13 protein-coding genes (1 of these 13 cut by a window edge) are annotated in these 12,336 nt (G+C 69.0%); 6 read left to right on the top strand and 7 right to left on the bottom strand.

What is annotated here, in order from left to right; genetic code table 11:
* Positions 1-44 precede the first annotated feature (44 nt).
* Positions 45-932: an aldo/keto reductase family oxidoreductase gene (locus DEIMA_RS00425; RefSeq protein ID WP_013555251.1), complete on the bottom strand. Its 888-nt coding sequence runs from the start codon at positions 930-932 to the stop codon at positions 45-47.
* Positions 933-1,023: 91 nt separating this feature from the next.
* On the opposite strand from DEIMA_RS00425, the gene DEIMA_RS00420 reads away from it, so the two are divergent.
* Positions 1,024-1,746, top strand: coding sequence for a TetR/AcrR family transcriptional regulator (locus DEIMA_RS00420; protein WP_013555250.1), 723 nt, complete (start codon positions 1,024-1,026; stop codon positions 1,744-1,746).
* A 111-nt stretch (positions 1,747-1,857) separates the two neighbouring features.
* Here DEIMA_RS00420 and DEIMA_RS00415 read toward each other — a convergent pair whose 3' ends face one another.
* The 4 genes from DEIMA_RS00415 to DEIMA_RS00400 all read right to left on the bottom strand — a co-directional run bounded on the left by DEIMA_RS00415 (position 1,858) and on the right by DEIMA_RS00400 (position 5,311).
* The gene (locus DEIMA_RS00415) at positions 1,858-2,628 is read right to left on the bottom strand and encodes an ABC transporter substrate-binding protein (RefSeq protein WP_013555249.1); all 771 of its coding nucleotides are present in this window, start codon (positions 2,626-2,628) and stop codon (positions 1,858-1,860) included.
* Between the two features lie 19 nt (positions 2,629-2,647).
* Positions 2,648-3,463, bottom strand: coding sequence for a PfkB family carbohydrate kinase (locus DEIMA_RS00410; RefSeq protein ID WP_013555248.1), 816 nt, complete (start codon positions 3,461-3,463; stop codon positions 2,648-2,650).
* 1 nt (position 3,464) lies between these two features.
* The gene (locus DEIMA_RS00405; protein ID WP_013555247.1) at positions 3,465-4,502 is read right to left on the bottom strand and encodes an SIS domain-containing protein; all 1,038 of its coding nucleotides are present in this window, start codon (positions 4,500-4,502) and stop codon (positions 3,465-3,467) included.
* A 62-nt stretch (positions 4,503-4,564) separates the two neighbouring features.
* Positions 4,565-5,311 (bottom strand): GntR family transcriptional regulator, encoded by a 747-nt coding sequence (locus DEIMA_RS00400; RefSeq protein ID WP_148234845.1) that lies wholly within the window; start codon positions 5,309-5,311, stop codon positions 4,565-4,567.
* Positions 5,312-5,405: 94 nt separating this feature from the next.
* Between DEIMA_RS00400 and DEIMA_RS00395 the strand changes: the two genes are divergently transcribed.
* The 5 genes from DEIMA_RS00395 to DEIMA_RS00375 all read left to right on the top strand — a co-directional run bounded on the left by DEIMA_RS00395 (position 5,406) and on the right by DEIMA_RS00375 (position 9,936).
* Positions 5,406-6,119 carry a glycerophosphodiester phosphodiesterase gene (locus DEIMA_RS00395; RefSeq protein WP_013555245.1) on the top strand — a complete coding sequence of 238 codons (714 nt, stop codon included), beginning with the start codon at positions 5,406-5,408 and terminating at the stop codon, positions 6,117-6,119.
* A 24-nt stretch (positions 6,120-6,143) separates the two neighbouring features.
* On the top strand, positions 6,144-7,427 hold the full coding sequence (locus DEIMA_RS00390) for an ABC transporter substrate-binding protein (RefSeq protein ID WP_013555244.1): 1,284 nt from the start codon (positions 6,144-6,146) through the stop codon (positions 7,425-7,427).
* Positions 7,428-7,496: 69 nt separating this feature from the next.
* On the top strand, positions 7,497-8,471 hold the full coding sequence (locus tag DEIMA_RS00385; RefSeq protein ID WP_013555243.1) for a carbohydrate ABC transporter permease: 975 nt from the start codon (positions 7,497-7,499) through the stop codon (positions 8,469-8,471).
* Positions 8,461-9,297 carry a carbohydrate ABC transporter permease gene (locus DEIMA_RS00380; protein WP_013555242.1) on the top strand — a complete coding sequence of 279 codons (837 nt, stop codon included), beginning with the start codon at positions 8,461-8,463 and terminating at the stop codon, positions 9,295-9,297. The genes DEIMA_RS00385 and DEIMA_RS00380 overlap by 11 nt, the downstream gene beginning before the upstream one ends.
* A gap of 111 nt (positions 9,298-9,408) precedes the next feature.
* Positions 9,409-9,936: a DUF4334 domain-containing protein gene (locus DEIMA_RS00375; RefSeq protein WP_013555241.1), complete on the top strand. Its 528-nt coding sequence runs from the start codon at positions 9,409-9,411 to the stop codon at positions 9,934-9,936.
* A gap of 340 nt (positions 9,937-10,276) precedes the next feature.
* Here the strand turns inward: DEIMA_RS00375 and DEIMA_RS16560 are convergent, their stop codons facing one another.
* Positions 10,277-11,329 carry a GAF domain-containing protein gene (locus DEIMA_RS16560; RefSeq protein ID WP_013555240.1) on the bottom strand — a complete coding sequence of 351 codons (1,053 nt, stop codon included), beginning with the start codon at positions 11,327-11,329 and terminating at the stop codon, positions 10,277-10,279.
* Positions 11,330-11,475: 146 nt separating this feature from the next.
* Positions 11,476-12,336, bottom strand: partial view of a diguanylate cyclase gene (locus tag DEIMA_RS00365; RefSeq protein WP_013555239.1) — the 3' portion only. It continues 252 nt past the right edge of the window; 861 of the gene's 1,113 nt are visible here — the last part of the coding sequence; its start codon lies off the right edge, out of view; the stop codon is at positions 11,476-11,478.

Below are 12,336 nucleotides of genomic sequence, written 5' to 3'. Positions count from 1 at the left end.
TCCCTCCTGAGGGGTGCGTCTTGGGCGGCTGGTGGGGTGGTCGTTCAGGCGTGCGTCTGGTGGGGTGCGCCGAGGTCGTCGAGGGCGGCGAGGGCCGTGCCGGGCAGGGTGAGGTGGGCGGCGGCGACGTTCTCGCGCAGGTGGTGGACGGAGGACGTGCCGGGAATCAGGAGGATGTTCGGGGCGCGTTGCAGCAGCCACGCGAGCGCGACCTGCATAGGGGTGGCGTTCAGGGACGCGGCGACGTTCTGGAGGGCGGCGGATTGCAGCGGGTTGAAGCCGCCGAGCGGGAAGAACGGGACGTACGCGATGCCCTGGCGGGCGAGGTCGTCGATGAAGGCGTCGTCGTCGCGGTGCGCGAGGTTATACATGTTCTGCACGCAGACGATGTCGGTGAGGCTTTGCGCTTCGGCGAGTTGCGTGGGCGTGATGTTGCTGAGGCCGATGTGGCGAATCAGGCCCTGCGCTTTGAGGTGGACGAGGGTGGTGAGCGGTTCGGCGAGGGAGGCGTCGGTGGGGCCGTGGCCGTCGCCCATGAGGCGCAGGTTGACGACGTCGAGGGCGTCGAGGCCGAGTCGGCGGAGGTTGTCGTGCACGGCGCTTTCGAGTTCGTGGGGGGCCATGGCGGGCAGCCAGGCGCCGGTGTCGGAGCGGCGCGCGCCGACCTTGGTGACGATCAGCAGGTCGTCCGGGTATGGGTGGAGGGTGTCGTAGATGAGCTGGTTGGTGACGTAGGGGCCGTAGTAGTCACTGGTGTCGATGTGGTTGATGCCGAGGGTGAGCGCTTCGCGCAGGACGGCGCGGGCGGCGTCGGGGTCGCGGGGCGGGCCGAATACGCCGGGGCCGGCGAGTTGCATGGCGCCGTAGCCGAGGCGGTGGACGGTGCGGTTGCCGAGGGTGAAGGTGCCGGCGTGCTGTGCGGGGGTGGTCATGGGGTGCTCCTTGGGCGAGGGGGTGGTTGACGGTGTTTACACCGATAACTTAAGTCCGTAATCAGTGATATGTCAACCCGGTAACGTGCGAGTGTTATCATTGCTATATGACGCCGGTTGCCCCCCTTCCCCCCGGGACCGCATCCTGCACGCCGCCCTGACGCTCCTCGAGCGCGGCGGCGTGGACGCCGTCTCGACTCGCGCCATCAGCGCCGCCGCCGCCGTCCAGGCGCCCACCATCTACCGCCAGTTCGGTGACATGCAGGGCCTCCTGAACGCCGTCGCCAGCACCGGCTTCGACACCTACCTCGCCCTCAAGACCGCGCAGCCCCCCCGCCACGACCCGGTCGAGGACCTCCGCCACGGCTGGAACCTGCACGTCGAGTTCGGCCTCACGCACCCGCACCTGTACACCCTCATGTACGGCGCGCCGCACCACAGCGCCGCCTCCCCGGCCGCCACGCGCGCCGCCGCCATGCTGCACGCCCTGCTGCAACGCGTCGCGGAAACCGGACGGCTCACCGTCAGCGTGGACCGCGCCGCCGCCATCATCCACGCGGCCTGCATGGGCATCACCCTCCACCTGCTGCGCACGCCCGAGCACGACCCGCAGCTCGCCACGCTGATGCGCGACGCGGTCCTGGACGCCCTGCTGACCCCCGGAGCGAGCGCGGCCCCCTCAGCGGCCCGCTCCGCTCGGCAGCAGGCGACCACGCACGCCATTGCCCTGCTGGCGCTCCTGCCGGACCTGCCGGAAGCCTTCAGCCGCGCCGAGCAGGCCCTGCTCGCGGAATGGCTGCGGCGCCTGACCTGAGGTCATAGCGCCTGCCCTGCGGCTGCGGGAACGCGGAACAGTGCGGCGGCCCCGGCACGAAGGAGAACCTTCATGCCGGGGCCGCCGCGCTTCACTCGCGTGCAGTGGGGGTTATTTGCAGCGGACGTCCTGCCCGAAGTATGCGGTGCTGAGCTTCGCGTACGTGCCGTCGCGCATGACGGCTGCGAGCGCGGCGTTCACGGCGGACACCAGCTGGGTGTTGCGCTTGCTCATGGCCATGCCGATGCGTTCCGGGAAGATGACGTCGCCGAGCTGGAGCTTGCCGGGCAGGGCCTTGCTCGCGTCGATGGCGTTGAAACGGTCGAGGACCATGGTGTCCGCGCGGCCCGCCAGGACGGCGTTGAGCTGGTCGTTGGTGGTGGGGAAGGTCTTGACGGCGCGGATGCCGGGAAGCCGCTGAACGTACTGCAGGTAGGACGTGTTCACGCCCATCGTGACGATCTTGCCTTTCAGGTCGGCGACGGTGCGCGGCCCGCCGGGTTTGCTGACGAGGATGCCGCCACTGCAGTAGTGCGGGGCGCTGAAGTCCACGGCCGCCTGGCGTTCCGGGGTGATGCCGTGGCTGGCGATGACGAGGTCGTACTTGTTCTGCTGCAGGCCGATCAGGAGGCTCTCGAAGACGTTGGTGGTCCACTGCGCCTTCACGCCGAGTTGTTTGGCGATGGCGTTGCCGAGTTCCACCTCGAAGCCGGTGAGGGTTTTGCCTTTGTAGTAGTTGAAGGGCGTGTAGTTGCCTTCGGTGGCGAGGCGGAGCACGCCGGTCCGCTTGATGTCGGCGAGGGTGTTCGCGTGCGCGTGGAGACTTCCGGTGACGACGAGGGTCAGCAGCAGGGTCCAGCGGCGGAGCGGCGTTCCGTTCATAGGTCCTCCAGGGGGCGGGTCAGGCGGGGGGGATGGGCGTGCCGTGCCCGAAGGCGCCGAGGGTGGCGCAGTTGCGGGCGGCCTGCGTGGCGGCGTCGTGGAGCGCGAGGGGGACGTCGCGCTCGTCGTACCAGCTGTTCAGGAAGCCGGTGATGAACGCGTCGCCGGCGCCGAGGGTGTCGACGATGTCGGCGGGGAGGACGCCGACGTCGTGGACGCTGTCGTGGGTGACGGCGAGGGCGCCCTGGTCGCCGCGCGTGAGCACGACGACGGCGGGGCCGAGGCGGACGAGGTGCCGGCCCAGGTCCACGCACGCGGCGTGCGGTTGGTGCGCGGCCGACAGGAACGCCACGTCGAGGTGGGGGGCGGTGCGCTGCAGGGCGTCGTCCGTCCATTCGGACGAGAAGTCGAAGCTCAGCAGCGGGGCGTGCGCGCGGATGCGGGGGAGGTGCGCGTCGAGGCCGCTGTAGATGCTGCTGTGCACCATGCGGTGCTCGGCGATGAACGCGTCGTCCTCGTCGGTGAAGGTCCACTGCGTGGACACGCCGGCGTCACTGCCGTCGAAGTGGCGGTCGTTGCCCTGGTGGAGGACGCGCGACCAGGAGGTGGTGCCGGGCACCTGGCGGGTGCGGGTGGTGTCGACGCGTTCGGCGCGTAGGGCGTTCAGGAGCAGGTGACCGGCGGGGTCGTCGCCGACCGTGCCGAGGTAGCTGGCGTCGTGGCCGAGGCGGGCCGTGAGGACGGCGACGTTGACGGCGTTCCCGCCGGGGTACATGGTGTTGCTGGCGAGGTAGAGGTCGACGGTGTTGTCGCCGAGTCCGAGGAGGCGGCGCACGTCAGTACTCGGTGACCCACATGTAGCGGCGCGTGTCGAGGTGGTGGTTGTGGCGTTCGGAGAGGTGCTCCGCGAAGCGGTTCAGCGCGGCCTGCAGGACGAACGGCGCGACGATGGGGCGGATGTCCGGGTGGATGCCGGTCATGGGGTAGTCTCTGGCGTCGTAGATCATGAGCCGGTCGGTGTACTTGCGGCAGAAGGTGACGGCGCGTTCCATGAGGGGGCGGCTGGGGTCTTCGCCGAGCAGCAGCATGACGGGGGTGGTGGCGTCGAGAATCTCGAAGGGCCCGTGGAACCACTCGGCGGCCTCGATGGGGATGCTGTGCATCCATTGCATCTCCATGAGCATGCATACGCCGAAGACGTAGGCGGTGGCGAACACCGGGCCAGACGCGATGTGGTACAGGACCTTGTCGTGCTGGTAGGTGTCGGCGTCCTGGCGGCCGCGTTCGTCGTTGAGCTGGGCGGATTCGACGAGCACTTCGGGCAGGGCGTCGAGGGAGGTCAGGAGGTTCTGGAGGTGCGGCCAGCCGTCGCGGGCGTGCATGAGGCCGCCCACGAGGGCCTGCAGGACGATGAACATGCCGGTGTGGGCCTGCTCGGTGTCTCCCATGAGCAGGGTGCGCTGCGCGGCCTGCGCGAGGGGGGCGTGTTCCGTGCTGGTGACGGCGACGGTGAGGCAGGGTTTGTTCTGGAGGTAGCGGGCAGCCTCGACGGTTTCTTGCGTGGTGCCGGATTTGGAGCCGAGGATCACGAGGGTGCGTTCGTCGAGGTGCGGTTCGAGCGTCATGAACTCGGCCGGGAAGTACCGCTTGACCTGGAAGCTGGTGTGGGCGTGGTCCATCCAGTATTCGAGGGTGAGCATGACGCGGTTGGGGGCGCCGCAGCCGATGAAGTAGATGCGGTCGACCTGCTGGGCGAGTTCCTGGCCGAGTTGCGCGGCGAGGGTTTTGGCCTGGAGGGCGCCGTGGAGGCCTTCGATGATGCGGTCGTGGTTGACGGGGGCCGCTTTCACGACCGCTTGGGTGGAACTGGACATATTGACCTCACTGGTTCTTGGTATATACCAACAGTGCGCGCGCGCCCCCGAAAAGTCAAGCGTCACCCCAGCGAACGCACGCGGAACGCCACCAGCCGCGGGTGATTCACGGACTTCAGGTACTCAAACGGCGCCCCCGCCCGGTCACGCACCACCGTCCGGTACAGCAGCACCGCCTCCCCCTGCGCCAGTCCCAGCACGCCCGCCTCGGCCGCCGTGGCACTCGACACGCTGATCGTGCTCTCCCCCTCCCCCGCATCAATGCCGTACCGCGCGTGCAACACGCCGTAGAGCGACTGGTTCCCCGCTAGGTCCTCCGCCGCCAGGCCCGGCACCCGCTCCGCCGGCAGATGACTCGTCTCCAGGCAGAACGGCACGTCGTTCACCAGCCGCAAGCGCCGCAGCACCACCACCGGGCTGCCCAGCGGCACCCGCAGCACCTCACTCACCTTGCTGGACGCCGGCGCCACCTGAAACTCCAGCAGCCGCCCCCCCGCCTGCCCGCCCGTCGCCGCGACCATCTGCGTGATGCTGTGCAGCTGCGGGTCATTCAGCACCCGGTTCACGCGCGGCGCACTCACACGTGTGCCCGCCGTGCTGTCACGCTCCAGCCACCCCATGCGCACGAGGTTGTCCATCGCCTTGCGGACCGTCATGCGGCTCACGCCCAGCTGCTCGGCCAGTTCCCGCTCCGACGGGACCTTGTCGCCCGGCGCGTACTCCGCCCCCTCGATGATGTCCTGCAGCATCTGCTGCACCTGCAGGTACCGCGGGAGCGTAGGCGTGGGTCGGTCATCCGGTCTGGTCATCCCGCCCAGCATGCCGCGAACCCGCCGCAATTCCTAGCGGGCCGCCGTGACCACGGCAGGCGCGCGCCTGACGCGCGCCCGGTACGCTGCGCGCATGACGCCCCTGCTGCTCGGCCACCGCGGCACGCCGCACCTGCACCCCGAAAACACCCTTGACGGCTTCCGCGCTGCCCTGCATGCTGGCCTGGACGGCGTGGAACTCGATGTGCGCCGCCTCGGGGACGGCACCCTCGTGATCCACCACGACCCGCACCTGCTCGACGGTCGGGACCTGCAGACCCTCGGCGCGCGGACGCTCCCGGCACACGTCCCGACCCTGGACGCCGCGCTCGCCTGGGCGGCGTCCAGCGGCGCGTTCGTGAACGTCGAAGTGAAGGTGGACGGCGACCTCCCGGACGACCGGACCGTGCGGACCCTCGACGCCATCCGCGCGTACGGCCTGACCGGGCAGGTCATCGTGAGCAGCTTCAGTCCGCGCGCGCTGGCCCTCGCGCGGGCGCACGCCCCGGACATCGAACGCGGCTTCCTGATGCACCGCCGCTACCGCCTGGGCGCGCACGACCTCGTGCCGGCCGTCATGCGCCGCCTGGACGCCCGCGCCGTCCACCCGCACTACTCGCTGGTGGACGCGCCCCTGATGGCCCTGGCCGCCGCGCACGGCTGGCACGTCAACGTCTGGACCGTGAACGACGCCGCCGAAGTGCAGCGGCTGCGCGCACTCGGCGTGCACGCCCTCATCGGCGACCACCCGGACGTGCTGCAATGCGGCGCATCCACCCCCACGCATGAACGGTTGACGAACGCCTGACGCCGGGCGCCTACGGTGGCACTCATGAAACGACTGATGCTCCTGCTGGCCCTGACGGGCACCGCCGCCGCCCAGACCACCGTCGAATTCTGGCACTCCTTCGGCGACGCGAAACGCAGCGGCTGGATTCAGGCCCGCGCGGACGAGTACAACAAAGCCCACCCGGGCGTGCGCGTCGTCCCCAGCTACAAAGGCAGCTACAACGACAGCTTGCAGGCCACCATCCTCGCCGCGCGCCAGGGCAAGGCGCCCGCGCTCGTGCAGATCTTCGAGGTCGGCAGCCAGCTCGCCCTCGACAGCGGCGCGTTCCAGCCGATCAGCAGCGTCAAGAATGTCGACTTCGGCGACTACATCAAACCCGTCCTGAACTACTACACCATCGGCGGGAAGGTAAACAGCCTGCCATTCAACTCCAGCAGCCCCGTCCTGTACTACAACCAGGACCTGATGCGCAAAGCCGGCCTGAACCCCAAAACGCCGCCCACCACCTTCGGCGCGCTGCTCAAAGCCTGCCAGAAAATCCAGGCGGCGAAACTCGACGCCAGCTGCTTCGGCATGAGCCTCAACGGCTGGTTCGTGGAGCAGTGGATGGCGCAGCAGGGCGCCGTGCTCCTCAACAACGGCAACGGCCGCCAGGGCCGCGCCACCACCACCAACCTCGACAGCGCCGCCGCCCGCAACATCTTCACCTTCTTCAAGACGCTGCAGACCAACAAGTACTACACGTACACCGGCAAACTCGAGGACTGGGACGGCAGCGACGCCATCTTCACGAACCAGAAGGCCGTGTTCCACATCACCAGCACCGCCGACATCGGCAACATCCGCGACGCCGCCCGCAAGAGCGGCTTCACGATGGGCGTCGGCGTGCTCCCCATCCCCGACGGCGCGAAACGCAACGGCGTGGTCATCGGCGGCGCCAGCCTGTGGATTTCCAAAGGCATCAGCAAACCCCAGGCGGAAGGCGCGCTGGACTTCGCGCTGTACATGACCAACACCCGCAACATGGCCGACTGGCATAAACTCACCGGCTACTACCCCGTGCGTCAGAGCAGCATCGACACGCTCCGCAAGCAGGGCTGGTTCACGCAGACGCCTCTGCAGACTGTCGCGTTCAACCAGCTCACCAAAACCGTAACGAACGCCGCCACCGCCGGCGGCCTGAACGGCGCGGCCATCCAGACGCGCAAGATCATCGAGGAAGGCCTTCAGAAGGTCCTCGGCGGCCAGAGCGTCGACGCGGCCCTGCAGGACACCAAGGCGCGCGCAGACGCCGCCCTCGCCGAGTACAACGCGAACTTCAAGTAAACCCCGCTCCGCGCCGCGGCCCGCCCCACCCCGGGGCGGGCCGCGCGCCGAACCCCCCGGAGGTCACGTGTGCTCACCCTGAAACGCCGACGCGCGCCGCGGCCCGCGCGCCGCCCGAAACGCGCCCGCGCCGCCCTGCCCCACGAGGAACGCGCCGTGTTCCGCGGCGCGGCGCTCCCGTGGCTGTTCCTGCTGCCCAGCCTGCTGGTGCTGGGCGTGTTCATCTACCTGCCCGCCCTGCAGACCCTGCGGCTCGCCGCGTACCGCGCGAACGTCATTCTCGGCACGGAACGGTTCGTGGGCCTCGCGAACTTCACGGAGCTGCTGCTCAGCCCCACGTACCAGCAGGTCGCCCTGCAGACGCTGATCTTCACGGCGCTCACCGTCACGCTCGGGCTGCTGCTCGCGCTGGGCCTCGCGTGGCTCGCCAGCCGCCCCATCCGCGGCGCGGGCGTGTACCGCCTGCTGCTCATCTACCCGTACGCCCTGAGTCCCGCCATCGCGGGGACACTGTGGCTGTTCCTGTTCAACCCCGAAATCGGCGTCGTGAACCAGCTGCTCGGCGCGCTCGTCGGCGTCCGCCCCCGCTGGCTCGACACACCCCTCCTCGCGTTCGGCCTCGTCACGCTCGCCGCCATCTGGAAGGGCCTCGCGTACAACGTCGTCTTCTACCTCGCCAGCATCCAGAACCTCCCCCGCGACGTCCTCGAAGCGGCCGAAATCGACGGCGCCACCCCCACCCAGGTGTTCTGGCGCGTCGTGTTCCCGCTGCTGACGCCCGTCACGTTCTTCCTGGTGTTCACGAACATCGTCGCCGCACTGTTCGACGCGTTCGCCCTCACCGACATCCTCACGCGCGGCGGCCCCTACGCCGGGCACGCGGGCGTCACGACGTTCCTGGTGTACCAGCTGTACCAGGACGGCTTCGTGAACTTCCGCGCGGGCGCCGCCGCCGCGCAGGCCGTGCTGCTCCTCGCGCTCGTGGGCGGCCTCACGTGGCTGCAGTTCCGCTTCGGGGAACGGCGGGTGCACTATGGCGCCTGACACGCCCAGCCGCCGCGTCCCGAACGCGTGGCTGATCCACCTCACCCTGATCGTGGCGGTGCTGCTGGTTGGTGCGCCCCTGCTGTTCGCGCTCGTGAAGGCCACGCAGGAATCCAACGCCGTCCTCAGCCCCAGCCTGCGGCCCGGCACCGCCTTCCTGGAGAACCTCGGGAGCGTCTGGAACGGCGCGCACCTCGGCCGGTACCTGCTCAACAGCCTGATCGTCGCCGTGAGCGTCACCGTCGGCAAGACCGCCCTCGCGCTGCTCGCCGCGCTCGCGTTCGTGCACTTCCGTTTCCCCCTCAAGAACGCCGCGTTCACGCTCGTGCTGCTCTCCCTGATGCTCCCCACCGAAGTGCTGATCGTCGCCCTGTTCGACCTCGTCAGCCGCGACCTGAAGTGGGCGAACAGCTTCGCGGCGATCATCGTGCCGTTCCTCGCGAGCGCCACCGGCACGTTCCTGTTCCGGCAGCACTTCATGAACATCCCGGCGAGCCTCGCGGACGCCGCCCGCATCGACGGCTGCGGTCCCCTGCGCTACCTCTCGCGCGTACTCATCCCCATGAGCTGGAACACCATCGGGGCGCTCGCCGTCATTCAGTTCGTGTCCGCCTGGGACCAGTACCTCTGGCCGCTCGTCATCATGCAGCAGGACGAACGGCAGGTCGTGCAGGTCGGCCTGCGCCGCCTCATCGACGTGGGCGGCCAGACCGACTGGGGCGCCGTCATGGCCGGCGCGATCATCACCATCCTGCCCCCCCTGATCGTCTTCACCGCCCTCCAACGGCAATTCAGCCGCGGCTTCGCCCTCAGCGAGGACAAGTAACCGGCGATCCACCCGGCCTACCCGGCGGGCGGAGACGCACGTGCGTCTCCGCCCGCGCTGCAGCGTCCGCACTCGGCGCATCCCACGAACCCGCCGGGCTTAAGGTGAAGCATGCTGACCTTCGACGACGCGCTGCACCTGGGCTGCGTGAGCCCCGAAGTGGCCCTCCGCATTTTCGACGCCCTGCCACCCCTGGACACCACCGCGCTGCGCGGCACGTGGCGCGGCGCGGAATTCCCCACCGGGCACCCCATGGACGGCCTGCTGAGCGCCACCGGCTGGTACGGCAAGGCCTTCCACGATGACGAATCCGTGCACCCGCTGCTGTTCCGCGGCGCGCACGCCGAAGACATCTTCCCCATCGACCCGGCACGCGTGCCCTTCAGCGTCCGCGTGCCCCGGCACCTGCCGTACCGCGCACTGATCACCGCCGCGCGGCCCCTGCTGCAAACGCCGCGGTACACGGCCCGGCTGCGCATGACGTTGTACCGCGGACGCGTGAGCGCCACCATGATCTACGACCGTCAGCCGATCCACGACGTGTTCCGCCGCGTGAACGACCGGACGGTGTTGGGCGCCATGGACGCGCGCGGGTTCGCCGCGCCGTACTTCTTCGTGCTCCGCCAGGAGCGCCCCTAACGCCCCCGGGTGTGGGCACCCGCATCCTCAAGCAGGGGCGGTGCGCTTTCTCATGGCCTGCACCCAGACCGACACCGCAGGAGGGTATGCAGCGACACGTCGTGCCCGCCGTGACGTTCCACTATGTCTCCTGTCGCGCTTGCGATTGACTACGCACCCGTGAGCGGGCGCACCTGTATGCTCGCGCCTGATGCTGAGGTTTAATCATGCAGGTCGGGCTCAAACACTGACGGCGCCGCTGATTTTCTGGGGTGCAGTCAGCGGCTGACCTTTCCGTTCCGGGCGTTTGAAGTCCTGCTGATGGGCGCAGCCGTCTCCGTTCCGTCACGCCCATCGGGGGTCAGGAGCTGCCAGCCGTGTTGAGGTGGGCGCGGATGACCTGCGCGGCGGTGTCCAGCAGGGCACGGTCGCTTTCTCGCCAGGTCACACGGCCAGGTTCGGGTGTGCGGAACAGTGCCAGAAGGTACGTTACGCCTCCCCACGTCCCGAACGGTACCCACGCGGCAGCCCGCCATCCCGCATCCAGCGCTTCCGCGGCAGGGTCTGGGTGCTGGCGGTAGTCCTCGTAGTACACGGGCCGCCCGAGGGGCGTGCGGTCCGCGTTCAGCGTGTGACGGGTGCGGTCCAGAGCCGAAGCAAAATCCTGAAGCGCATCAGGGGGCGTCGTGGTGGTGCGCAGCTCCGCCGTGTGGACCGCCACGCCATGATCCGCGACCAGCCCTGCCCACGCGGCGCCCAGGGCTCCGGCCAGCAGCATGCCGATCTGCTGCAGTTGCTCTTCGGGCTCGAGGGGCAACGACAGCAGGTCCCGCACGCCGTCGAGCGTGCGCGCGTACTGCACCATGCGTCGCTGCTCGGCATGTTGCAGGGTGTGCGCGTCCACAGTCCGACGTAGCCGGGCCAGCTCAGCTCGCAACTCCAGTTCCGTGACGGTGAACGCCGCGAGGTCCTGCAGGTTCTGCAGGTCCTCATCGGTCAGGGTGCGCGGCGCCACATCCGTGACGCACAGCGTGCCAATGCGGTGGCCGCCCGGCGTGCACAGGGGCGCCCCGGCGTACAGGCGGATATGCGGGTCGCCCTGCACCATCGGGTTCGTTTCGAAGCGCGGGTCCAGCTGCGCGTCCGGCACGACCAGCGGTTGATCCTGCAGGACCGTCCACGCGCAGAAGGAGTGCGATCGGTCGGCTTCCGGGCCGGGCAGGCCCACGTACGATTTCGCCCACTGGCGGTCCACCGCCACGAAATTGATGGCTGCGACCGGCGTGCGGAACAACCGGGCGGTGAGCCGGGTGATGCGGTCGAACAACTCCTCGGGCGGCGTGTCGAGCACCTGGTACCGGGCGAGGTCCAGCAGTCGGGCGGATTCGTCGGGTGGGAGTGGCGCGCCAGTCATGGGGCAGCCTATCCCGCTGGGCGTCAGCTGCACAGTTGGAAAATCACACGAGGCTGAAACGGCCTCTTGCGAGCCGCATCAGCGAACATCTGGGCTGCACGTTTGGTATCGCCCTCAAGTCATCCGGGACCACATGAGGCCAACCATCAACCTGAGGGCCATTGAGGAATACGTTGGGCATTGGTGTCATCCATGACCCGGTTGCGGCCATTCGCTTTGGCTTGGTACAGCAGTTCATCCGCGCGTCGCAGGGCTTGTTCCCCAACGGGCACGAGCCCTCCGGACATGGTGAGGGCCGGTCCTGGGAGAGCAGCGTACAGTGCGAGGGAGGACTCGACGTGCGCGCGAATGCGTTCGGCGACGCTTACCGCTTTTGTTGGTGGACAGTCACGGAGGAGCACCACGAATTCCTCACCGCCCAGGCGGTACACGTCATCGCCTGGGCGCGTGGCCTCGCGGAGGATCGTCACGAAGGCCTGCAGGACCCGGTCGCCAACGTCATGCCCGTGGGTGTCGTTCACGCGCTTGAAGTGGTCGAGGTCCAGCAGCAGCAGACAGGCCTCGTCCGCGCGGGGGAAGTCCAGCTCGAACTGGCGCCGGTTGTACGCGCCGGTAAGGGCGTCCGTGAAGGCCAGGGAGCGTAGGCGGTGCGCCTGCGCGAGAGCTTTGAGGCGCGTCTGTCCCGCCAGTTGTCCGAGGATCAGGCCGATGGCGCTCAGGACGGTCAGGGCCGCGTAGGCGGCGAAGGCGTACGCGAATGGCTGGTCTGCCACTTCAAAGGCAACGAACAGCGGAAGGGTCGCCCAGGCGAACAGGACGAGCGCCACCCAGGGTGTGCGGGTCAGGGAGATGCCCGGGGTGGCGCTGAGGTTCAGCCAGGTGCCGCGCGGCGCGGCGAAGATCGCGATGATCAGGAGTTGCGCCAACGCGGGGATGGCGCCGGCGCCGCCCAGCAGCAGGCGGTATACGGCGATGGGCGCCGCAACGGCGAGTCCGGCGAGGCGGCC

This window comes from Deinococcus maricopensis DSM 21211 (assembly GCF_000186385.1).
GTDB classification, from domain to species: Bacteria; Deinococcota; Deinococci; order Deinococcales; family Deinococcaceae; genus Deinococcus_B; species Deinococcus_B maricopensis.
This window is presented reverse-complemented; position numbering and strand designations above follow the sequence as displayed.